The 22,453-nt window shown below is 67.4% G+C and carries 15 protein-coding genes; 4 read left to right on the top strand and 11 right to left on the bottom strand.

Translation table 11 applies throughout. The annotated features are described in order from the left end of the window. Positions 1-60 precede the first annotated feature (60 nt). From FPZ54_RS16985 to FPZ54_RS16975, 3 genes are all read left to right on the top strand, one after another. Positions 61-2,757 (top strand): helix-turn-helix transcriptional regulator, encoded by a 2,697-nt coding sequence (locus tag FPZ54_RS16985; protein WP_186456812.1) that lies wholly within the window; start codon positions 61-63, stop codon positions 2,755-2,757. Between the two features lie 172 nt (positions 2,758-2,929). After that, positions 2,930-5,041, top strand: coding sequence for a TonB-dependent siderophore receptor (locus FPZ54_RS16980; protein WP_145849005.1), 2,112 nt, complete (start codon positions 2,930-2,932; stop codon positions 5,039-5,041). Positions 5,042-5,105: 64 nt separating this feature from the next. Next, positions 5,106-6,830 (top strand): amidohydrolase, encoded by a 1,725-nt coding sequence (locus FPZ54_RS16975; protein ID WP_145849004.1) that lies wholly within the window; start codon positions 5,106-5,108, stop codon positions 6,828-6,830. 215 nt (positions 6,831-7,045) lie between these two features. Here FPZ54_RS16975 and FPZ54_RS16970 read toward each other — a convergent pair whose 3' ends face one another. The 5 genes from FPZ54_RS16970 to FPZ54_RS16950 all read right to left on the bottom strand — a co-directional run bounded on the left by FPZ54_RS16970 (position 7,046) and on the right by FPZ54_RS16950 (position 12,700). Further along, on the bottom strand, positions 7,046-7,915 hold the full coding sequence (locus FPZ54_RS16970; RefSeq protein WP_145849003.1) for an alpha/beta hydrolase: 870 nt from the start codon (positions 7,913-7,915) through the stop codon (positions 7,046-7,048). 84 nt (positions 7,916-7,999) lie between these two features. Continuing rightward, positions 8,000-9,322, bottom strand: a complete 1,323-nt coding sequence (locus tag FPZ54_RS16965; protein ID WP_145849002.1) for an MFS transporter — start codon at positions 9,320-9,322, stop codon at positions 8,000-8,002. Positions 9,323-9,539: 217 nt separating this feature from the next. Next, positions 9,540-10,268 carry an IclR family transcriptional regulator gene (locus tag FPZ54_RS16960; protein ID WP_145849001.1) on the bottom strand — a complete coding sequence of 243 codons (729 nt, stop codon included), beginning with the start codon at positions 10,266-10,268 and terminating at the stop codon, positions 9,540-9,542. A 30-nt stretch (positions 10,269-10,298) separates the two neighbouring features. Beyond that, entirely contained in the window at positions 10,299-11,063 is a 765-nt protein-coding gene (locus FPZ54_RS16955; protein ID WP_145849000.1) for an SDR family NAD(P)-dependent oxidoreductase, read from the bottom strand. A gap of 155 nt (positions 11,064-11,218) precedes the next feature. Then, the gene (locus FPZ54_RS16950) at positions 11,219-12,700 is read right to left on the bottom strand and encodes an aldehyde dehydrogenase (protein ID WP_145848999.1); all 1,482 of its coding nucleotides are present in this window, start codon (positions 12,698-12,700) and stop codon (positions 11,219-11,221) included. 78 nt (positions 12,701-12,778) lie between these two features. Here FPZ54_RS16950 and FPZ54_RS16945 point away from each other — a divergent pair, with 78 nt between their 5' ends. Further along, on the top strand, positions 12,779-13,969 hold the full coding sequence (locus FPZ54_RS16945; protein WP_145848998.1) for a CaiB/BaiF CoA transferase family protein: 1,191 nt from the start codon (positions 12,779-12,781) through the stop codon (positions 13,967-13,969). Between the two features lie 198 nt (positions 13,970-14,167). Here the strand turns inward: FPZ54_RS16945 and FPZ54_RS16940 are convergent, their stop codons facing one another. Genes FPZ54_RS16940 through FPZ54_RS16915 form a run of 6 tightly spaced genes read right to left on the bottom strand, consistent with a single transcriptional unit; the run spans position 14,168 to position 22,341 of the window. After that, positions 14,168-15,136 carry an alpha/beta hydrolase fold domain-containing protein gene (locus tag FPZ54_RS16940; RefSeq protein WP_145848997.1) on the bottom strand — a complete coding sequence of 323 codons (969 nt, stop codon included), beginning with the start codon at positions 15,134-15,136 and terminating at the stop codon, positions 14,168-14,170. Continuing rightward, positions 15,109-18,306, bottom strand: coding sequence for an amidohydrolase family protein (locus tag FPZ54_RS16935; protein WP_239019618.1), 3,198 nt, complete (start codon positions 18,304-18,306; stop codon positions 15,109-15,111). The genes FPZ54_RS16940 and FPZ54_RS16935 overlap by 28 nt, the downstream gene beginning before the upstream one ends. Positions 18,307-18,330: 24 nt before the next feature. Beyond that, complete coding sequence (proC, locus tag FPZ54_RS16930; protein WP_145848996.1) at positions 18,331-19,107, bottom strand: pyrroline-5-carboxylate reductase; 777 nt, start codon at positions 19,105-19,107, stop codon at positions 18,331-18,333. Further along, entirely contained in the window at positions 19,107-20,351 is a 1,245-nt protein-coding gene (locus FPZ54_RS16925) for an amidohydrolase family protein (RefSeq protein WP_145848995.1), read from the bottom strand. Before FPZ54_RS16925 ends, proC begins: the two co-directional genes overlap by 1 nt. Continuing rightward, positions 20,348-21,712 carry an amidohydrolase family protein gene (locus FPZ54_RS16920; RefSeq protein ID WP_145848994.1) on the bottom strand — a complete coding sequence of 455 codons (1,365 nt, stop codon included), beginning with the start codon at positions 21,710-21,712 and terminating at the stop codon, positions 20,348-20,350. The genes FPZ54_RS16925 and FPZ54_RS16920 overlap by 4 nt, the downstream gene beginning before the upstream one ends. After that, positions 21,712-22,341: an FMN-binding negative transcriptional regulator gene (locus FPZ54_RS16915; protein WP_145848993.1), complete on the bottom strand. Its 630-nt coding sequence runs from the start codon at positions 22,339-22,341 to the stop codon at positions 21,712-21,714. Before FPZ54_RS16915 ends, FPZ54_RS16920 begins: the two co-directional genes overlap by 1 nt. Positions 22,342-22,453: the final 112 nt, after the last annotated feature.

Raw genomic sequence — 22,453 nt, 5'->3', positions numbered from 1 at the left:
GCCTGCACCGCAGGCTGCTATATGCGATGGACAGACGGAGGTTCCGACCGGGTAGCGTCAATGGATGAGCTGATCCACACCAAGCTCGCCCCGCCGATATGGATGGGGAACCAGATCCGGCGCGACATGCTGCTGGCCCGGCTGGACGCCGCGCTCGACCGCCGCCTGACGCTCATCCAGGCGCCTGCCGGCTACGGCAAGACCAGCCTGTTGTCGCAGTGGAAGGCGCGGTTCGATCCGGCGCAGGTCCGCGTCGCCTGGCTGACATTGGAGCGCGACGATTCGGACCTGAAGCATCTCGCGCGTTATATCGCGCTGGCGCTGGACGGCGCGGAACCGGGCGATGCCGAGCAGCATGATGCCGGCCTGCCCCCGCGCGCGGCGGTATCGGCGATCGTCAACCGCCTGGCGCGCGAGACGCGGCCGGTGGTGCTGATCCTGGACGATTTCCATCGCGCCGAAAATTCGGAGGTCGATGACTTCGTCCGCGCGCTGATCCAGCTGGCGCCCGAAAACTGCCACTTCGTCATCGCCTCACGCGACTACCCCTGGCTCGGCCAGTCGGCGCTGGCTGCCGAGGAGCAGCTGATCGAGCTGGGCGCGGGCGACCTGCGCTTTTCCACCCATGAGGCGGAGGCGTTGCTCGCGCGCGCGCATGGCGAGGGGCTGGACGGGGAGGATGTCCGCACCATCGTCGCGCGAACCGAAGGCTGGCCGATCGCGCTCCAGCTCGCCTCGCTTTCGCTCAAGCACGGCGCGGAACATCGCGGCCTGGTCGAGCGGTTTCGCGGTCCCAGTTCCGAACTCGCCCGCTATCTGTCCGAACAGGTGCTGATGACGATGAGCGAGGAAACGCGCGACATCGTGCTGCGTACCGCGCTGCTCGACAGACTGACCGGCGACCTCGTCAATCTGTTGTGCGATCGCACCGATGGCTGGCTGATCCTTGAGCGGCTGGAGGAACAGGGGATGTTCCTGACGCCGCTGACGCCGGAACGGCAGGGCTATCGCTATCACCAATTGTTCGCCGAACATCTGCGCGAGCGGCTGGCGCGCGGCGACAGCGCCCGATACCGCGCGCTGCACCGTCGCGTTGCGATCTGGTTTGCCGAACGCGGTGAAACCGCCGAGGCGGTCGCCCATGCGATCCAGGCCGATGACGACGCGATGCTGGCGACGATCGTCGAGGAAGCGGGCGGCTGGCGGCTGATCCCCCAGGGTCAGCAGGCGATGGTCCAGCGCGCGCTGGACAAGCTGCCCGCAGCGATGGTGGCCGCGCGCCCGCGCCTCGCGCTCGCGCAGGTCTATCTGGAGATCAAGTGCGGCGAGATGGCGACCGCACGGGCGGATTACGACCGGTTTGCTGAGGCGTTCGACCGCGCCGATCTGTCGGCCGACCAGCGCACCGAGCTGCGCGTCGTCGGCGACGTTCTCGCCGACTATGAGAATGAACCGGTCACGCTCGACGACCTGCTTTCGCGCGAGGCGCTGTTGCGCACGCTGCCGTCGAACGACCATCTCGTTTTTGCCAATGTCAGCGAGACGCTGGGCGCCAAATATTTCGAGGGCGGCTGGCTCGAACGCGCGCTGGAGCCGACTCTCGCCGCGCGTGACCATTATCAGGCGATGGGATCGCTCTACAGCGACCTGTTCACGCGTTTCCAGGAGGCGCGGATCCGGCACGCCCAGGCACGGTTGAAGGATACGGCATCGATCCTCGCCGCCGCCCGGGTCGAGATCGAGGGCAATTTCGGCGCCCGTTCCGACCTTGCCGCCAATTGCGCGGCGTTCGAGGCGGAATTGCTCTATGCACAGGACCAGCCGGACGCGGCGCTGGCGCTGCTCGACTGGGCGGTGCCGCATATGGAACAGTCCGATGGGTGGGTCGATGTCTATGCGGCGGGCTATCTGAGCGCGGCGCGCGCGCATGGCGCAGAGGGACGGTGGGAAGAGGCGGAAGCGATGCTGGCACGCGCGCGGCGGCTGGCGGAGCGGCGGCGGCTGCGCCAGCTCGACCTGCTCGCGGCGCTGTGCGAGGTGGAATTGCTGATCGACCGCGATCCGGAGGCCGCGCGCGCCGCAGCCGAGGCGATCGGGGTGGATGCGCTGGCGGCAGCGGCGCAAGAGGCGGATTCGCCCATCCATCGTCCCGTCATCACGGCCGCGACGCTGATCCGCGCGAAATTCGCCTTGTTGGAGGGCGCGCATGACGATGCGCTGGCGATCCTGCGCGATCTGCGCCGCTGGGCCACACAGCATGGCGCCGGACGGCTGCTGATCGACGTCAACATCCTGATGAGCCACGCGCTGCGCGAGCAGGGGCAGGCGACGCCCGCGCAGGTGTGTTTCGACGACGCGGTCGGCACCGCGATGTTCCAGGGGATCGCCCGCCCGTTCATCGACCTGCGCCGCTTTGCCGAAGCCGGAGTGAACGATACGCTGAACGGTCCCGCGCAGATCGACCGGTTCCGCGCCCAGTTCCTGAAGGGGATTGCCCGGACACTTGCCGCGCGGCCGGTGGCGGGTCCCGCGCCGGGGCTGCTCAGCGATGCGGAGGCGGCGATCGTCGAACATTTGAGCTTTGGCTATTCGAACAAGGAAATCGCGCGGCTGATCGGCATGTCGCCCGACACGGTGAAGTACCGGCTGAAATCGGTGTTCCGCAAGATTGGCGTGAACAAGCGACGCGACGCGGTGCGCGTGCTGCACGAACGCGGCCTGATCGCTGGGGACGCGCAAGCCACGGCGGCGGAATAGCGCGCCTCCCCGTCCGCCCTTACCCGCTTACCCGTCTTGCCCCCCACTTACCCTGAAAACCACGTGGTTCCTGGCGCCACATGGGTTTGAATGCAGGTGGGAGGATCGGCCGATCACCGGCAAGAGACGGGACGGCCGACCGGACACATGCTTGGGGAAGGGGTTTAAGACGATGAGGAAGCACCACGGAATTCACGCCAATGCCAGCCCGCGCGCGATGCGGCGCATTGCCCTGCTCACCGCCTGTTGCGCGGTCGCGCTGCCCGGCGTTGCCGCGGCACAATCCGACGCCGAGGCGGGAGAGGACGTCACCATCATCGGCACGCGCGTGGAGACCGGCACCAAGACCGACGCCGCGCTGACCGAAGTCCCGCAATCGATCAGCATCATTTCCGCGCAGGACTTCAACGATCGCGCGGCAGTGAACCTTCAGGACATCATCCGCTACAGCGCGGGCGCCAGCAGCGAGCTGAACGGCGTCGATACGCGCGGCGATTTCCTCGCGGTACGCGGCACCGGCGCGGAGCAGTATCTGGACGGCCTGAACCGGATGCCCGGTTTCATCTATGGCGGGCGGATCGAGATCTTCACCGTCGAAAGCGCCGAACTGCTGCGCGGTCCCTCCTCGACGCTGTATGGCGGCGGCGGTGCGGGCGGCATCCTCAACTCGATCAGCAAGCGGCCGCAGGAGACGTTCGGCGGCGAGATCGGAATTATGGGCGGCACCGACGACTATAAGCAGTTTCAGTTCGACGTCACCGGCCCGGTGGTGGATGGCGTGTCCGCGCGCCTCGTCGGCCTGGTCCGCGACGCCGACCTGCAGCAGAAAGGGCAGAAGAACGACCGGATCGTCGTGATGCCGTCGGTCACGCTGCGGCCCGGCCCCGACACGGAGGTGACGTTCATCGGCCTGTATCAGCGCGACAAGCTGGGCAGCCAGACCTATCTGCCGACCAGCAAGACGATCGACGGCAGCGGTGCGACGCGGATTTCCGACGATTTCTATCTGGGCGAGCCCGACTTCAACCATACCTTCGCCAGCCATTATGCGCTGACGATGCTGATCTCGCACCGCTTCAGCGACGCCGTGGCCTTCAACAGCCGCACCCGCGCGTTCGAGCAGGATACCGACTATCAGGAAGTGTTCGGCTATACCGGGTTCGGTGGCGCCTATGCCGATGCCGGCCGCACGATCGCCAACCGCGCCTGGTATTTGAACCGCGCCAAATATTCGGGCCTCAGCAGCGACAACAATGTCGTGCTGAGCTTCGACACCGGCCCGCTCGAGCATCAGATCCTCGCCGGGTTCGACTATACCGAATTCCGCGAGGACAAGGAGGAAGGCTTTGGCCAGGCGCCCGGGCTCAACCTCTACAACCCGGTTTACGGCGTGCCGTTCGCAACGGGCGTGGGCTGGACGACGGACACCAAGAACACCCAGCTCGGCTTCTACGCGCAGGAGCAGATCCGCGCATGGGACCGCGTCTCGATCGTCGTCGGCGCGCGGCATGACAAGGTGAAGTCGAACGTCAACGGCTTCCAGAACCCGGACAATGAGGCCTGGACCTTCCGCGCCGGCATCATCGGCGATGTGGTGAAGGGCGTGTCGCCCTATTTCAACTATTCGGAATCCTTCCTGCCGGTGTTCGGATCGAACTTCTTCGGCGTCGCCTATGTGCCGCGCACCGGCCGCCAGTATGAAGCCGGGATCAAGTTCCAGCCGAATGCGCGGATGCTGCTGACCCTCGCAGCCTATGACATTAAGGAACAGAATGTTCTGATCGCCGACCCGGACGAACTACAGAACTTCATCCAGGGCGGTTCGACCCGCTCGCGCGGCGTCGAGGCGGAGGCCAAGGTGAAGCTGCCCGGCCAGTTCGACCTGACGGCGTCGTACAGCTACACCCGCGCCGAATATCTGGTGGTCGATGGCCGCCAGCGCGGCGACCGGCGCGAGAATCTGCCCGAGCATCAGGCATCGCTCTGGGCGACCAAGGGCTTCGACCTGGGCGGCGATCTGAGCGCGCGGATCGGCGGCGGCGTGCGGTATCAGAGCGACAAGGTCAGCTTCGACCAGCTCTACACGATCGATCCGGTGACGCTGTTCGATGCGATGGCGGAACTGACCTATGGCAAATGGTCGCTGTCGGTGAACGCCGCGAACCTGAGCAACGAGCGCGTCTATACCAATTGCAGCTATGACAGCTCGCCGACGGTGCAGGAGGGCTATTGCTATCTGGGCAAGGACCGCACCGTACTGGTGTCGCTGCGCCGCAAATTCTGACACATGCCTGTCCGGGCCGGGATCGCGATGCGGTTCCGGCCCCTGTTCTTTTCGGGGACCCGCCATGAAGCCATCCTTCGCCCTTGTTCTCGCAGCCACCCTCGCCGCAGGCGTCAGCACGACCGCCATCGCCAGCGACCGGGTGACCGCCGACACGATCCTGACCAATGCGCGCATCTACACCGTCGACAAGGCGCAGCCCTGGGCGGAATCGGTGGCGATCAAGGACGGCAAGATCGTCGCGGTCGGAACACGGGCGAAGGTCGAAAAGCTGAAGGGCAAGGCGACGCGCATCGTCGATCTTGGCGGGCGGCTGGTGCTTCCCGCATTCGGTGACGCGCACGCCCATCCGCTGTTCGGCGGCCTGGGGCGCACGCGCTGCCCGTTGCACGACGGCCGGAGCATCGAGGACTATCAGCGGATGATCGCCAAATGCGTTGCCGACACGCCGGGCAACGGCACGGTGTTCGGCGTCGGCTGGGAGGATTCGCTGTTTCCGCCCAATGGCGTGCCGGACAAGAAATATCTGGATGCGGTCAGCACCACCCGCCCGCTGATCTTCGATTCGATCGGTGGCCATACCTATTGGGTCAACTCCAAGGCACTGGAACTGGCGGGGATCACCAAGGACACGCCCGACCCGGCCAACGGATCGATCGACCGCGACCCCGAAACCGGCGAGCCGATCGGTGCGCTTCAGGAGACCGCGCAGGGGCTGGTCGGCAAGCTGGTCCCGCCGCCGACCGATGCGGAAATCCAGAATTCAGTCAAATATGTCGCCGAGCATTTCAACAGCCTGGGCATCGTCAGCTGGAACGATGCGGGCGTGGAGTATGACGATCAGGGCGGCAGCCGGATGGTCGATGCGTACAAGGCGGTGAAGGATGCGGGCGATCTGACCGCGCATGTCACTGTCTCGCTCAAATGGCAGAATGAGCGCGGGATGGAGCAGTTTCCCGGCCTGGTGAAGGCGGCGGAGCGGGCGAACGCGCTCGGCATCCCGACCCACACCGTCAAATTCTATGTCGACGGGGTGATCCCGCAGCGCACGGCGTACATGCTCGCCCCCTATGAAGGCAGCACCGAGCGCGGCAAGCCGCATATCGACCCGGCGATGCTGACAGAGGCGGTGGTGGAGACCGACAGGCGCGGGATGCACGCCTTCCTCCACGCGATCGGCGACGGGGCGGTGCGCATCTCGCTCGACGCGATCGAGGCGGCGCGCAAGGCCAATGGCGTGAAGCCGACCCATCACATGGTGACGCACCTCAACGTGATCGATCCAGCGGACCAGCCGCGCTTCGGCGCGCTCAACACCTATGCCCAGTTCCAGCCGACCTGGTCGTCCTGGTACCCCTATATGGAGCTGACCGAGCAGGCGATCGGCAAGGAGCGGATGAAGTCGATCTATCCCGCCGGAAGCATCGTCCGATCGGGCGGCAAGCTGGCCTATGGCGCCGACTGGCCGGTCGCAACCGCGAACCCGCTGGAAGGGCTGGAGGTCGCGATCACCCGCCGCACCGCGGGCGATCCCCAAGCCCGCCCGCTACTGGCCGACGAAGGGGTGACGCTGGAGACGGCGATCGAAAGCCACACGCTCAACGCTGCTTTGGTCAACGGTCTGGACAAGGTCACCGGATCGATCGTCACCGGCAAGAGCGCCGATCTGGTCGTGCTCGACAAGGACCTGTTCAAGCTGTCGCCGTACGAGATCACCAAGGCGAAGGTGCTGGTGACGTTCTTCCAGGGGAAGGCGGTATATGGGGAGCTGGAGGCGTTGAAGCCTTAGCGCAGGCTTTACCGGCGGATCTGAGTTCCCGTTCCCATTCCTCCCCTGCGCCGCAGGGGAGGGGGACCATGCAGAGCATGGTGGAGGGGCCGCCCCGAAGAGGGCGGAATTTTGCCGAGATGCTGTCGGCCGTCTGCGCGGCCGCCCCTCCACCACCCGCTGCGCGGGCGGTCCCCCTCCCCTGAGACAAGCTCAGGGGAGGAAAGGCTTACCTATCACGGCCATGTGAGGGCGAACCTCAGCGTATCGGAGATCGCGCGCACCGGCACGGTCATATGGCCTTCGTCCTTGTACACCTGCGACTGCACGCGCAGGCCAAAGGCGGAGAGCGGCTCCATTCGCTTCGCGAACGCCTCTGCATCCCAGCGTTCGAGGATCGCTTCCTCGCGTTCGCCCGATACGACCATCAGCCGCGCGACCGCACCGCCCTTCCCTTCGCGCAGCCGCGCGGTGAAGGCGCGTTCCTCCTGTAGCGTCAGCGCTTCATGCCAGAACAGCGAGGGGCTGGCGGCGATGATGGTGTGGAAGGCGCTGGGGCGGGTGAACAAGGTGTGGACCGCGAACAGGCCGCCGAGCGAATGGCCGAACAGCGACTGGCGCTGGGCGTTGATGGGATAGCGTTTGCCGATCTCGCCGCGCAGCTCGACGGTCAGGAAATCGAGGAACCGGTCCCAGCCGCCATTCTTCTCCTTCGCGAACTTTGCATAGGCGGGAGACGTCGTCGGCGCGCCGGTGAAATCGTCGATCCTGCGGACATGATAGGCATCGTCGGTCGGATAGCCGATGCCGACGACGATCATCTCCTGCCCCTTGGTCCAGCCGATCATCCGCCGCGTCTCGGCAAAGGCGGCGAACAAAGCGTTGCCGTCAGTCACATACAGGACGGGAAATCCGCCCTCGGGCGGCTCGCCCTCCGGATAGGACACGAAGATGCGATAGGTGTCGCCATGCGCGGCCTTCATGTCCCAGGTCGCGGTGAAGGGCATGGCGTAGCGCGGGGCGGCGGGGGCCGGTGCCTGCTGTGCCCAGCCGGGTGTTGCCACTGCCAGCGCCGCCGCCGTTCCGATCCATGTGAGTGCGCGCATCTCGACCCCTTCCCGTTGCAATTTGACCGACAGTCTAATCCCGCGCGGCGATGCGCCAATGGCGCGGGCGGGTAACGCCGCCGCTCACGCGGGTAGCGATGCCGCGCGCCGCTGTGCGCGGGGGAGCAGCAGGATCATCGTCGCAGCGACCAGCCCGCCAAGCCCCATGACCAGCGACACCGCAAGCAGGCTGGCGCCATTCTGGAAGAGCCAGCCCGCGACCACCGGCCCGACCACCGACCCGCCCCGGCCGATGCCGATGACGAAGCCGGTGCCGCTCGCCCGCAACGCCGCCGGATAGGTCTTGGCCAGGATCGGATAGAGGCCGACCACCCCGGCATTGATGAAGAAGGCGGCGATGGCGACGGTCAGCGACAGCCGGGTCAGGTCAGGCCCCGCCAGCCCGAATGCGCCGATCGCCACGACCCCGGCCAGCATCGCGCCACCCACCAGCGGTCGCAGGTCGAAGCGCTGGCTGAGCAATCCGATCAGCACCGCGCCGGACAGGTTGCCGACATTGGCCCAGACCAGCACCCGCCCTGCCTGTGCCGCGTCGAATCCCATGCCCGACACCAATGTCGGGACCCATTTCTGGATGTAGTAGAAGAACATGATCTGCGCGAAATAGGCGATGGTCAGCAGGATCGTGATCCCCGCGAAATTGCGCGAGAACAGCGACAGGATCGATGGCTTGACGATCTCGCCCGGCGGCGGCGGCAGCGCATCGACCGGGGCATGGCCGATCGTCGCCATCGTGCGGTTGATCCGCTCCAGCGCCCCCGCCGGGCGGCGCGCGATCAGCGATTCGATCGATTCGGGCAGGAAGAAGATCGCGAGCGGGATTGCCACTGCGCTCGCCACCCCGCCCAGCATGAACACCGAGCGCCAGTCGCCGGTCGATGCCAGCAGTTCGGACGCGACGAGCCCGCCCAGAATCGCCCCGGTCGAATAGCCGGCGATGTTGAGCGCGACGTTCAGCCCGCGCCTATTGTCGTTGGAGAATTCCGCGACCATCGCGCTGGTCGAGGACAGCATTCCGCCGATACCGATGCCGGTCAGGAAGCGGATCGCCGACAGCATCGCGACCCCGCTGGCGATCGTCGCGGCGAACATGCCCGCCGCCATCACCACCAGGCAGGCGAGGATCGTCGGGCGCCGTCCGATCCGGTCGGCGACATTGCCGATCAGCACCGATCCGGCGGCCATGCCGATCAGCTCCATCGACAGGACGATGCCCAGTGTCGCCTTGTTCACTCCCCATTCCGCCGCGATGCCGGGCGCGGCGAAGCTGATCGCCAGCACGTCGAAGCCATCGAGCGCGTTGAGCATGATGCACAAGGCGACGACGGCGACCTGGCGCCAGTGCATCGGCGCTGCCGCGATGGCCGCGCGGGGGTCCTGGGTCATATCGCTCTCCTGAAGGGTGGGTTCGGTTGCGTGCGCTCTCTGCATTCATTCCCCCCCTGCCCTGTGGCGGAGGTGGCAGCGCGAAGCGCTGACGGAGGGGCGGCCGCGCAGAGGGCCCGAGCCGCTTCGGCAAAATTCCGCCGTCTGCGCGGCGGCCCCTCCACCACGCGCTGCGCGCGCGGTCCCCCTCCCCCAGCAAAGCTGGGGGAGGAATTATTTAGGTCAGCCGCTTCAGCCGATCCGCGACCACCGCCGCCATCTCGGCGCGTCGCTCCAGGCAGCGCGAGACCGGGCCGACCACCACCACCGACAATAATCTGTCGCTGCCGGGCAGCGGCATCGCGACCCCGGCAAGGTCGGGCGTATATTCGGTGTTGCTCTGGTGCCAGCCCATCGCCTCGGCCTCGGCCAGCCGTGCCTCGACCGCTTCCGGGCTGGCCGGGGTGGTCGGCGCATAGGCGACGAAATCGATCTTGCGGTACAATTTCTCCCGCTCCGCGCGGGGCATCAGCGACAGCAGCGCGCGACCCGCCGAGGTGGCGTGGATCGGCACCCGATCGCCGACCTGCGCGAAATAGCGCACCGGCTGGCGCGATTCCGCCACATCGACAAAGGTCGCGAAGATGCCAGCCGGGGCGGAGATCGCCGCCGTCTCTCCGGTCGCTTCCATCAGGTCGCGGGCGAGCGTCTGGTACTTCTCGGGCAAAGGTTCGGCATTGGTCACCGCCTGCGCCAGCACCAGCCAGCGCGGGCTGGGATAATAGCCGCCGCGCGTGCGTGGCTCGTAGAGCCAGCCCATACCGGCGAGCGTGCCGACCAGCTTGAAGGTGCTGGAGCGCGGCCAGCCGAGATCGTCGGCCATCTCCGCCGGGGTGGCCGGCTTCAGACGGCGCGCGAAATATTCCAGAATTTCGAGCGCATTGGCGGCTTGGCGGACGGTGGTCATAGCCTGATGTCTCGCCCCCGCCGCGCACTGTCAACGCGCCGTGAAGCCGCCATCGACCGGCAGCGCGACGCCGGTGACGAAGCTCGCCTCGTCCGATGCCAGCCACAGCGCTGCGTCGGCGATCTCGCCCGCCTGCACCAGCCGCCCCATCGGCACGTTGGCGATCAGCTTGGCTTCATTCGCTGCGGCCTCGGCTGGGTCGCCGCTGCGCCCGGTGAAACCGGTCTTCATCGGCGTGTCGGCAAGGCCGGGGCAGACGACGTTGACGCGGATGCCGTCGCCGGCCAGCGCCAGCGCGAGGCTCTTGGTCAGGCCGACCACGCCCCATTTCGCGGCGGAATAGATCGGGCTCATCATCGATCCGACAAGGCCGGATACCGACGAGGTGAAGATGATCGACCCGCCGCCGCGCTTGCGCATGTGCTGCGCCACCCGCCCCGCGCCGAGCGCCGCCGAGGTGATGTTGAGGTCGATCGCCTTGCGATAGGCGTCGAGGTCGAGATTTTCGACCGAGGCGGGACCCGGCATCCCCGCATGTGCCCACAAGATGTCGGCGCCGCCCAGCCATTCGACCGCCTGATCGATGCTGCCGGTCGCATCGTCCGGGTTGAGCAGGTCGGCACGGATGCCGGTCACCGTGTCCGCCCCGAACTCCGCGACAACGCCCTCCAGCGCCTCAGCACTGATGTCGATCGCGGCGACCTTGGCGCCTTCGCGCACGAAGCGTGCGACGCCCGCGCGGCCCATGCCGGACGCTGCGGCGGTGACGATGGCGAGTTTGCCGTTCAGGCGCATGGATTCAGTCCTTTCTCATTCCTCCCCCGGAGGGGGAGGGGGACCGCCAAAGGCGGTGGAGGGGTGTACCCCTGTCGATAGCGCGACACCCCTCCGTCAGCGCTGCGCGCTGCCACCTCCCCTTGCAGGGGAGGATTGAGGAGAGCCGCACGAGGCTAACTCGCAAACGGATCGGGGAATTTCCCCGTGGTGGAGATGATCGTAGTCTTGGTTTCGAGGAACGGGTCGAGCCCCTCGAGTCCGTTCTCGCGGCCCCAGCCGCTTTGCTTCACCCCGCCATAGGGGGTGGACCAGCGGATGTAGCGATAGGTGTTGACCCAGACCATGCCCGCCTCGATCCGCGCGGCGACGCGGTGCGCGCGGCCGGTGTCCGACGACCACAGCCCGGCGGCGAGGCCATAGGGGGTGGAGTTGGCGATTCTCACCGCTTCATCCTCGCCGTCGAACGGGATGATCGCGGCGACGGGGCCGAAGATTTCCTCCTGCGCGATCCGCATGTCGGCGCGGACATCGGCGAACACGGTCGGCTCGACGAAATAGCCGCCGGTCAGGCCGTCGCGATCGATGCGGTTGCCGCCGGCCACAAGCTGCGCACCCTCGTCGCGACCGATGCCGACATAGGACAGGGTCTTGTCGAGCTGCTGCGCGTGCGCCTGCGGCCCCATATGCGTGGCGGGGTCGAGCGGCATCCCGACCCGTACCCGGCCGGCGCGCTCGCGGAACGCCTCGACCACGCGATCGTAGATGGAACGCTCGACCAGCACGCGGCTGCCCAGCGCGCAGCTTTGTCCGCACAGCGCCCAGGCCGAGCCCGTCGCCGCGTTCAGCGCATTCTCGATATCGGCATCGGCGAAGATGATGTGCGGCGCCTTGCCGCCCAGCTCGAAGGTGCAGCGGGTGAGCGTGTCCGCGCCCGTCTTCAGGATCGTCTTGGCGGTCGAACCCTCACCGGTGAAGCTGATCTTCGCGACATCGGGATGCTCGACCAGCCGCGCGCCCGCGACCGTGCCGTCGCCGGGGACGACATTGACGACGCCCGGCGGGAAGCCAGCCGCCTCGAACAATTTCGCCAGCGCGAGCGAGGAGGCAGGCGTGGACTCGGCGGGCTTCAGCACGACGGTGCAGCCCGCGGCCAGCGCCGGGCCGAGCTTCCAGGCCGCGGCCATCATCGGCACATTCCATGGGGTGATCGCGCCGACCACGCCGACCGGGTGCCGGGTGGTGAAGGCGTGGACGCTGTCGTCCATCGGGATCGTCCGCCCGCCCAGCTTGTCGGCGAGCGAGGCGAACCAGTGATAATATTGGCTGTGCAACCCGATATCGCCGCGCGATTCGCGGATGGCGCGGCCATTGTCGCGCGTCTCGATCTGCGCCAGCGCATCGACCTGCGTCGCGTAGAGATCGGCGAAGTTGCGGAGCAGCGCCGCGCGCTCCCAGGGCGGCATCGCTCGCCAGGGGCCCTCGAACGCCGCCTTTGCGGCCGCCACCGCGCGGTCGATGTCCCGCGCTCCGCCAAAGGCGACATCGCCCCATGGCGCGCCGGTCGCCGGGTCGATGCTGGGACGCACGCCGCCACCCAGGGGCTTCACCCATTCGCCGCCGATGAACAGCCTGTCGAACGCAAACCCGTCGAACATCCCGACTCCAATCAATTTCTATTTGTGGACTTATTTGTCCCTGTATAGAAATTTAAGTCAAGAGAGGGAGATGGGTAAATGCTGTCGCTGCTGAAGGGAATCCGGGTCGTCGAGGTGGGCGCCGTGGTGCTCGGCCCCTATGCAGGCCAGATCCTCGCCGACCTGGGCGCGGAGGTCGTCAAGGTCGAGCCGCTGGAGGGCGATATCGCCCGGTACGCGCATCCCACGGGCGCGGGCGGTGGCGCGCTGTTCGTCAACAACAATCGCAACAAGAAGATGGTCGCGCTCGACCTGAAATCACCCGACGGGCGCGCGGCACTGACCGCGTTGATCGAAACCGCCGACGTGATCTTCCACAATATGCGGGTGGATGCAGCCGAACGGCTGGGGCTGGGGTTCGAGGCGGTTGCAGCGATCAATCCGCGCGTCGTCCATTGCGCGGCGATCGGCTTTGGCCAGCGCGGCAGCTATCGCGACCGCCCGGCGTTCGACGATATCATCCAGGCGGCGAGCGGCATTGCGGGTCTCGGCGCCGCAACCGCGGGCGAGCCGCGCTTCGTACCGACGATTCTGGCGGACAAGGTGGCGGCGCTCCATGCGGTCTATGGCATATTGGCCGCGCTGGTCGCGCGCGCGAACGGGCGTGAAGGGCCGATCAAGGTCGAGGTGCCGATGTTCGAGGCACTGGCCGCGTTCCTGCTCAACGAGCATCTTGCCGCCGCAACCTTCGACCCTGACGGCGCGGTCGGCTATCCCCGCATCCTTTCCCCACACCGCCGCCCGTTCCGTACGGCGGACGGGTGGATCGCGGTGCTGCCCTATACCGACCGCCAATGGCGCGCCTTTCTGACCGAGGTGGAGCGCACCGACGTGATCGCGCAGGACTGGTTCGCCGACCCGCGCCAGCGGCCGGCGCAGATCGACACCCTCTACGCACTGGTGGCCGAGGCGCTGCCCGCGCGGACGACCGACGCGTGGATCGAAGCGCTGGAGGCGCGTGATGTGCCCTGTTCGCGGGTCGCGGAACTGGGCGATCTGCTGACCGATCCGCATCTGGCGGAGATCGGCTTTTTCGATGTGCCGGAGGGCTATGGCGAAGGGGTCGTCCGTATGCTTCCCCAGCCGGTTGTGTTTGAGGGCGTCGAGGCGTCGCTCGACACCGCGCCGCGCGCGCTGGGGGCCGACAGCCGCCAGATTCTGCGCGACTGCGGGCTGGACGAGAGGCAGATCGAACGGCTGATCGCGGCGGGGGTGGTTGGGGCGGCTTAAGCCGCTTTCGGGCTGAGTTTCATCGCTCCGTTCCCCGGCGCAGGCCGGGGCCCAGTATCAATGAACACGAGGCGGCATCCTGCCTCGAAACAGCTCGCAACTGGGCCCCGGCCTGCGCCGGGGAACAGCGTGAGGCAATACGGCCCGAAACCGCTCAAGAAGTCGTCATCTCTGCGAACGCGGGATGAGTTGGGTAGGTTAGGCGAGCTTTTCGCGCACAAATTCCGCCCCATCGGCGATCGCCTCCCGCGCCACAGCCGCCACCGACATCGCTTCAAGAAAGCTGTGCGTCGCCCCGGCGTAGAGCTTCTCCCCCGTCTCGACGCCAGCCGCGCGCAGGCTGGCGGCCATTGCCACCGATTGTTCGGTAAGCAGATCGCATTCGGGAATGACCAGAAACACCGGGGGCATCCCCGCCATATCGGCGCGCAGCGGGCACACCAAAGGATCCGCGCATTCGCTCGCCATGTCGGTCAGGTAGTTGGCGAAATAGGCCAGCGCCTCTTCGCGATCGAGGTTGGAGGTCGGTCCCCCGAAATCGCGTTCCGCTTCGTCCGAGATGATGTTCGAGAAATAGCCGTAATTGGACAGGATCGCGCGCACCAACCCGCCCTCGCCCCGGTCGCGCAGCCGCAGCGCGGTGGCGAAGCTCAAATTCGCCCCCGCCGAATCGCCGCCCATCGCCAGTCGGCTGCCGTCGACGCCCAGTTCCCCGCCATGGTCGCGGAGCCACAGCATCAGCGCCTCGATCCGGTCGAGCGCGACCGGATATTTATGCTCTGGCGAGAGCGGGTAATCGACGCCCACCACGACAAAACCCCCGGCGGCGGCATATTCGCGCATCAGCCGATCATGCGTATCGATCGAGAACAGGGTGAACCCGCCGCCGTGCAGGTACACCAGCGCGGGTGCAGGCTGCGATGCGCCTTCAGGCAGATAGACGCGGATGTGCAGCGACCCGGCGCCGGGATCGAACACCCGCTCCAGCGTCCGCGTCATCGCGGGGCCACCCTGCGTCCAGCGCGACCGAACCGCCTCGCACACCGCGCGCTGGCCGGGATAGTCGAGCGAGGCGAGTGAAGGGTGCGCCGCCCAGCGCGCCTTCATCTCATCGAGGAAGAAGCGGATTTCCGGGTCGATCACTCTTTCGGCTCCAGCGGCAGCCATTGGGTTTCCTTCTCGCCGCCCGCGAACCAAGGGGCCGGCAGCTTGCGCCGTTGCGGCCAGAGTTCGTCGAGCGTGTCGGCGTCGAACAACTGCCCACCGCGCATCACCAGGCTGAGCGAGCGCGTATTGCGGATATCGGTCAGCGGATCGCGGTCGAACACCACCAGATCGGCATATTTGCCGGCCTCCAGCGTGCCCATATCGCCGAGCCGCCCGATCACCTCGGCAGCGCCCGCAGTCGCGGCGTGGAGGATCGCCATCGGCGTCATGCCACCCAGCGCATGGGCCTCCATCTCGTAATGATAGCCGATGCCGGGATCGTCGCCATGCGCGCCCATGCCGACCAGCGCCCCAGCCTCGGCCAGCCGCGCGGTATCCCGGGCCAGCGCAGGCGCGCGGGATGCGGCGAGCGAAGACCAGTCGCGCTGCGCCAGCTTCGCGGCGATCGTCGCTGGCGGCCAGAAACGGCGCACCTTGGCGTCGAGCGCGGGGTCATATTTACCGACGAAGTGATGCTTCGCCGCCGGGCTGCTGGTGTTGACGAGCAGCGTCGCGACATAGCTGGTGCGAGTAAGCGCGAACAGCTTGATGACATCCTCCTGCAACGGCGCGATGGGCAGCGCGTGTTCGCTGCCCGCATAGCCATCCAGCAGCTGCGTCAGGATCAGCTTGGGATTGTGGCTCCCCTCCGTGGTCGGGATCAGCCCCTGCGCGCGCGCTTCCATCGCGATCCATTGCCGCACCGTCCGGCTCTCACCGCGATATTGCTTGATATTGGTGAGGCCCCACGCCTCGCTGTAGCGGCGCAGCACCGCGCGCACCTGTTCGCGCGAGGTGAAGCGTTCGCGCGCGAAAATGCCGGGGCCGGTGGAGCGAAGCCGCGGCGCGATCATCAGTCCGGCATCGATCAGATCCTGATAGGCGATCTGGTCGATGGTCAGCGTCGAGGGGTCGAAGGCGGTCGTCACGCCAAAGGCGAGCCGCGCCCGCATCGACGTGTCTTCATAGGCGAGGGCATAGCGGCGGATCGAGCCGATGTGATCGTGATCGTCGATCAGGCCGGGCGCAACGGTCTTGCCGCCGAGGTCGCGGGTGGGCGTTCCGGCGGGCACCGCGAAACTTCCGCGCGGGCCGATTGCGGCGATGCGGTCTCCGGTCACCAGGATATCGGCATTCTCGATCACCCTGTCGCCATCCGCCATGGTGAGCGCGCGGGCGCCGCGCAGCAGGATGCTGCCCTGTGGCCGGGCGCGGGGCAGTTCGGCGATCAGCTCGACATGGCGGGTCGGTATCGGCGCGGTCGGATCGGGCAGGACTTGCAGGAAATTGCCCACCGACCAGACCAAAGCCCCGTCGCTGCGCCAGTCATAATAGTTGGCGCCGATATCGGTCACCTGCCGCCCCGGATTGTCCGCCGCGCCGAGATCGACCGGCGTTGCGGGGTCAGCCGGGACGGGCAGCAGATAAAGCTGCTCGCGCGCCTGCGCCGCCAGCCATTTGCCGTCCGGGCTGATGCGGATATCGTCCATCTTCGCCGGGGCTTCGGTGAAATAGTAATTTTGCGTCAGCAGCTTGGCGACGGGACGCTGCGCTCCACTGGCGAGATCGACGGCGATGAGGCCATCCTCGCTCATCAGATGCACTTCGCCCGGCGCCGCGCGGGTGAAATGCGGGCGCTGGCCCAGCGTGCCGCTGGCAATGACCCGCGCCTCCCCGCCACTGGCAGGAATCGCGACCAGTTCGCCCGACCGCAGCGGCGAGACGATATAGCCGCTCAGCTGCCGCGCCGCCGCCGCCGAGCGTACCGTCAGCACATTGCGCCCATCGGGAGCAAAGACCGGCCAGGTGTAGAAGGCGGACAGGGTGCTGAGCTTCACGGGCGCGCTCTTCCCGTCCGCCGCGACGGTCCAGACCGCCCCACCCTCACGCTCGCTCCAGGTCGCATAGGCGATGCGCTTGCCGTCGGGACTCCAGCCGGGCTGGGAGGCAGGGTCGCCGACGATTGGCAAGCGGATCGAGGGTCCGCCGTCGACCGGCTGGACATAGATGCTGCCGAGCGCCGCATAGGCGACGCGTGTGCCGTCGGGCGCAACGCTGGTTCCCATCGGCAGCTTCGCGCGCACCGGCCCGGTCGGCTCGCGCACCGCGATGCGGGTTGACATGCCGACCTCAAGGTCGAGCCTGGCGGTAAAGGGGATTTGCGTCGCCGCCGATCCGTCCACCGGGCGCCGCTCGACCCGGCCTTCGAACGCGATGAGGATCGCCTTGCCGTCGGGCGTAAAGGCATAGCGCGGGATCAGGTCCATCCACGCCGCGCCGTTCATCAGGTCGAGCGGGGCGGGCCCGAGATCGCGGTCCAGCCCGGTCGTCAGGTCGCGCACCCGCAGCCGCGTCTCCGCCATGCGCCGCGTTGCATAGGCGAGCAGTCTGCCATCCGGGGAAATGGCCGGGCGGAAGAACGTCTCCTTCGCGGCCTCGCGCGAGCCGGAATTGGTGATGACCGGCGTTTCCTCGCCGGTCGCGATGTCGCGCCGGACGATCGTCCAGGCGACGGACTGGTCGAACGACTGGTCCGCAACGGTGCGCGCGAAATAGAGATAGTTGCCGTCGCGCGAGGGCGAGACGCCGAGCGTGCTCTGCTCGCCGCGCGCGGTCTTGATCGGCGCGACCAGTTCGCCCGGTCCGCCATCGACCGGGTGCCGCCACAGCTCATAATGGCCGACACGGATGCGGTGGCGGCTGACATAGATCGACTTGCCGTCGGCGCTCCATTCGGGCGAGGTGCGCACCGCGCCCTCGTCCTCCGACGTGATCCGCCGCGCCGCGCTGCCATCGGCGCGGGCGATCCAGACATTGTCGCCACCCGACCGGTCGCTGACATAGGCAATCCAACGGCCGTCCGGGGAGAAGGTTGGCTGAACCTCGAACGCGATGCCCTGCGCGATCGGGATGGCCCGACCACCGGTCGCGGGCATGGCGTAGAGTTCGCCCAGCATGTCGAACAGGATCGTCTTGCCGTCGGGCGACACCGCGAGCGACATGAAGGTGCCGCTCGATACGTCATAGCTCAGCGTGCGGCGCTCCGTGAGCGGCAGATCGTCCTTCGCCATTGCGGGCACGGCCAGCGCGCACAGCGATATGAAACCCAATGCCGCGCGAACCATAGCCATTTCCCCGAACATTCCCTGCATCGCCTATCCGGCAAGTTCGCGCGACCGCGCCGCCGCCGCATCGACGACCGCCCGGGCGAGCCGGTCGATCGCATCGTCCTGATCCATCTGCGCGAGGCCGGCCGCCGTGGTACCGCCGGGACTGGTCACCTGCTGGCGAAGTTCGGCCAGTTCGGCGGAATCGGCGCCCGCCAGCGCCGCCGCGCCGGTAAAGGTCGCGCGTGCAAGCTGCATCGCGACGTCGGCGGAAAGTCCCGCCTGCGCGCCCGCCTTTGCCAGCGCTTCGGTGAAGCGGAAGAAATAGGCCGGGCCGCTGCCCGATACCGCAGTCACCGCGTCGATCTGGCGCTCGTCGTCGAGCCACACGACCGCGCCGGTCGGGGCGAGCAGTTCGTTGACCGTAGCGAAATCGCTCATCCGCACATCGCGCCCCGCGACCGCGGCGGTAATCCCCTGCCCGATCGCGGCGGGGGTGTTGGGCATGGTTCGCACCAGGCGGCCGCTGCCCAGTGAGTCGCCTAACCCTTGAAGCGTGATCCCCGCCATGATCGACACGAACAGCGCATCGCGTGCGGCGATCGGGCGCAGCGATTCGCCGATCGAGGGAAAGATCTGGGGCTTGACCGCCAGCACCACGGCGAGATCCCCGTCGGGCTCGACATCGGCGAGCGCATCGACCCGCTCCGCCCCTTCGGGCAGCTCACTCGCCATGGGGTCGAACACCAGCACGCGATGCACGCCACGCCAGCCCCGCGCCATCGCGCCGCCCATCCGCCCACATCCGATCAGCAGAACATCCATCAGCGCGCCTCCTTGTACCGTTCGGCGAGCACGTCCTGGCGTGACCGGTTCGATACCTCGCGCCCCTCGATAATCACCCGCACGGCATTGGTCGACGGCTCAAGCGGGTCGCCATCCCACACCACCAGATCGGCGTCCGCGCCGGGGGTTAGCGTGCCGCCGCCCCGTCCCCAGATGGCAAGCGGCGCGACCGTGACGGCGCGGAGTCCCTCGATCCAGCTGAGGCCGTTGGCGACAGCCAGCCCCGCGCCTTCGCGCAACGCCAGACCGGCATTGTAGTTGGAATGGATCGTGCCGCCCACCTGGCCGAGCGCAAGCGCGACACCCGCGCGGCGCAGCAGGGCCGCATTGTCCTGCCGATTGCCCAGTTCGTCGAAGCTGCGGGGCAGATTGGCCTGCGGGTCGAGGATCACGGCGATCTTCGCTGCGGCGAGGGCGTCCGCTGCGCGCCAGGCCTCGGCCCCGCCGACGATGACGACGCGGATGCCGAAATCGCGGGCCAGCGCGGCGGCCTGTCGCATGTCGCTCTCGCGATCCGTCTGAATCGCCAGCGGGACGTCGCCGCGCAACACCGCGCGGATCAGCAGTTCGCCCGCGCGCTTGCCGGGCGGCCCACCAACTTTGCCCTTCTTGCCCTTTTTCGGCCTCGCATCGGGCCGCGCCTCATTCAACACCTTTCGCAGCGCCGCCCATTGCACCGCACGCGACCCCAGCCGCTCCCACGCGCCGCCGCCGATCACCGCATAGACGCCGATATCGGAGCGATCGAGAATATCGACCCCCTCGCGCAGCCGTACGAAGCTTGCCTCGCCGTTGAACGGCGCAAATCGCGACGGCGACGGATAGACCAGCGCGCGGGTGAGTCCATCGGCGCGCGCCAGGCTGACCAATGTCGAATTGCCGTTGAGCGCGCGGCTCATGTCGAACCCGGCATTGCGTTCGTCGGCAGACGCGGTGTCGCGTGTGTCGCCCGATCCTGACACCTCGACCAGACCGATCTGGGTCGCCGCGTTGACCAGCCCCGGCGTCACCGGCTTGCCGCGCGCATCGATCACGGTTGCGCCTTCGGGCACGGCGCCTCCGGACGTCACGGAAAGGATCTTGCCGCTCTCGATCAGGATCGTAGCGTCGTGCACCGGGGTGTCGCCCTCCAGCGTCCATGCCTGGGCATGGGTCACCGCGACCGTCTGGGCGGAGATCGGTGCGGCGATTGCCAGCGCGACCAGCGATGCGATCAGCTTCATGGCTTAACCCCGCCGCGCCCGGCTTCGAAATCGGACACCGGCCCCGCCGACGCGCGGCTGCGGTCATGGGCCACCGCGCCGTCGATCAGCACCAGATCGGCCTTGCTGTAGATGCTGAACGGATCGCCCGACCACAGTACGAGATCCGCGCGATAGCCCGGCGCCAGCGTCCCCACCTGCTTGTCCAGCCCCAGCAATTTCGCCGGATTGCTGGTGGTCCATTTGATCATCACCTCGGGCGGTGTGTCGATGCCGATGCGTCGCCCCGCCGCCGCCGCCTTGGCCGCCGCAATGTTGAGCCGCTGGCCATCGGCGGCGGAGTCCGAATGCATCATCACGCATACGCCTGCGCGTTCGAGCAGCGGCGCTTCGGCGCGCACCGCATCCTGCGCCTCCATCTTGAAGCCCCACCAATCGGCCCACACTGCGGCGCATGTCCCGGCATCGCGGAGCAGGCCGGGGATCTTGTACGCCTCGGTCGCATGGTGGATCGCGCCGATGCGGAAGCCGAACTCCTTCGCCACCGCCAGCACCGACGCGATGTCATTGGCGCGATAGCAATGGAAATTGACGCGGATATCGCCGGACAGGATGCCCGCCAGCGTCTCCAGCTTGAGGTTGCGCTTCACCCCGTCGCCGCGCTCCACCGCGCGCTTGTAGGCCTGTGCATCGATGAAGGACTGGCGCATGAACGCGACCACGCCCTGGCGGCTGGTCGGTCCCGCATTGTCGTCGTCCGCGCCCCAGCTTTTGGGATTTTCGCCGCACGCCATCTTGAATCCCTGAACGCCGCCAACGGCTTTCATCCCCCAGACGGTCGGCGCGCGCACCGGCTTTACCACCACCGATCGTCCGGCGAAGATCGGGGTCGATCCGGGCAGGATCTGGATCGTCGTCACGCCCGCCGCCAGCGCGCGATCGAACGCCATGTCCTGCGGGTTCACTGCGGTTTCGATCCAGGTGTCGGCGCTGTCGGGGGTCGCCACTTCGGATACGTCGCTCGCCTCGCGGTCGATGGCGGTCAGCGGCATCACCCAGGTGCCGCCATGACTGTGAACGTCGATCACGCCGGGGGTGACCCAGCGGCCCTTCGCGTCGATCTCGCGCACGCCGGGGTTCGCCAGCGCCTTGCCAAGCGCGACGATTTTGCCGCCGCGCACCAGCACATCGCCGCCGTCGATCCGGCCCCCGGCACCATCCAGGATCGTCGCACCGCGCAGCAGCATGTCGTCAGGCGCCGGGGCCTGATAGCGGCTGGGGAACGGGTCCTGCCGCCAGGGCGCGACCGTCTGCGCCGTCGCAAGCGGCGCGGCAAGCAGGGCCGCCGCCGCAAGTCCGCCAACGACACCCCGCGCCATCATTACCGCTCCGGGTTGAACCGGCGCATCCACGCCGTCATGTCGCCATCGGGCAGTGCGTCGAGGATCGCGTCCAGCGTCTGCGAATCCTCGTCCTGCCCCAGCTTGAACTTGCCCGACAGGCTGGTCACCCGCGCCCGAAAGCCGATGATCCGGTCGAGCATCGCGCGATAACGCGGCCCCAGTTCCTCCACGCTCCATGGATCGGGCCGCCCCGCCTCCATCGCGTCGATCAACACCTTGAGCGATAGTTCGGTCAATGCGCTGCCGAATTCGACCTGCGCGCCGACCGTCACCTGCGCATAATTCCAGGTCGGCGCCCAGTCGCGACGGCGGGCATGTTCGGGACTGATATAGGCCTGCGGCCCGGTGAACAGGATCGTCGCGCGCGGATCGTCTTCCAGCGCCGCATAGAGCGGATTGGCGCGCATCAGATGGCCGATCAGTTCGACCAGCCGCCCGGCATCGTCGAACACGCCGATCAGGGGCAACAGGCTGGCATCGGCCGGCGTGGCGCTGCCGCCGCACACCCAGGCGAGCGGATAGGCCTCGATCAACGCACGCACATCGGCGTTATCGAACCGTTCGAACAGCGGAACCTGTGTCGCCGTGATGCCGTTCGCGTCGCTCATCTGCCCCGTTACCCGTATTGAATGGCCCCCTTGTTTCCGATGGCCGGGGCAGGGACAAGCGCCAATTCATAAAAGGATGATGGTCCACCGCCCGGTTGCGCAGCCGCATTCG

Origin of the sequence: Sphingomonas suaedae (assembly GCF_007833215.1) — a bacterium.
Lineage (GTDB): Bacteria > Pseudomonadota > Alphaproteobacteria > Sphingomonadales > Sphingomonadaceae > Sphingomonas > Sphingomonas suaedae.
Note: the sequence above shows the minus strand (reverse complement) of the source record. Positions and strands in the feature narration are given on the sequence as shown.

Excerpts from the sequence above, each read along its gene's own strand:
- FPZ54_RS16940 (WP_145848997.1), bottom strand. The coding sequence starts at position 15,136 with ATGGCTGCCGCTGGAGCCGAAAGAGTGATCGACCCGGAAATCCGCTTC.
- FPZ54_RS16915 (WP_145848993.1), bottom strand. The coding sequence starts at position 22,341 with ATGAGCGACGCGAACGGCATCACGGCGACACAGGTTCCGCTGTTCGAA.
- FPZ54_RS16945 (WP_145848998.1), top strand. The coding sequence starts at position 12,779 with ATGCTGTCGCTGCTGAAGGGAATCCGGGTCGTCGAGGTGGGCGCCGTG.
- FPZ54_RS16935 (WP_239019618.1), bottom strand. The coding sequence starts at position 18,306 with ATGGCTATGGTTCGCGCGGCATTGGGTTTCATATCGCTGTGCGCGCTG.
- FPZ54_RS16925 (WP_145848995.1), bottom strand. The coding sequence starts at position 20,351 with ATGAAGCTGATCGCATCGCTGGTCGCGCTGGCAATCGCCGCACCGATC.
- FPZ54_RS16920 (WP_145848994.1), bottom strand. The coding sequence starts at position 21,712 with ATGATGGCGCGGGGTGTCGTTGGCGGACTTGCGGCGGCGGCCCTGCTT.
- FPZ54_RS16960 (WP_145849001.1), bottom strand. The coding sequence starts at position 10,268 with ATGACCACCGTCCGCCAAGCCGCCAATGCGCTCGAAATTCTGGAATAT.
- FPZ54_RS16955 (WP_145849000.1), bottom strand. The coding sequence starts at position 11,063 with ATGCGCCTGAACGGCAAACTCGCCATCGTCACCGCCGCAGCGTCCGGC.
- FPZ54_RS16980 (WP_145849005.1), top strand. The coding sequence starts at position 2,930 with ATGAGGAAGCACCACGGAATTCACGCCAATGCCAGCCCGCGCGCGATG.
- FPZ54_RS16965 (WP_145849002.1), bottom strand. The coding sequence starts at position 9,322 with ATGACCCAGGACCCCCGCGCGGCCATCGCGGCAGCGCCGATGCACTGG.
- proC (WP_145848996.1), bottom strand. The coding sequence starts at position 19,107 with ATGGATGTTCTGCTGATCGGATGTGGGCGGATGGGCGGCGCGATGGCG.
- FPZ54_RS16975 (WP_145849004.1), top strand. The coding sequence starts at position 5,106 with ATGAAGCCATCCTTCGCCCTTGTTCTCGCAGCCACCCTCGCCGCAGGC.
- FPZ54_RS16950 (WP_145848999.1), bottom strand. The coding sequence starts at position 12,700 with ATGTTCGACGGGTTTGCGTTCGACAGGCTGTTCATCGGCGGCGAATGG.
- FPZ54_RS16985 (WP_186456812.1), top strand. The coding sequence starts at position 61 with ATGGATGAGCTGATCCACACCAAGCTCGCCCCGCCGATATGGATGGGG.
- FPZ54_RS16970 (WP_145849003.1), bottom strand. The coding sequence starts at position 7,915 with ATGCGCGCACTCACATGGATCGGAACGGCGGCGGCGCTGGCAGTGGCA.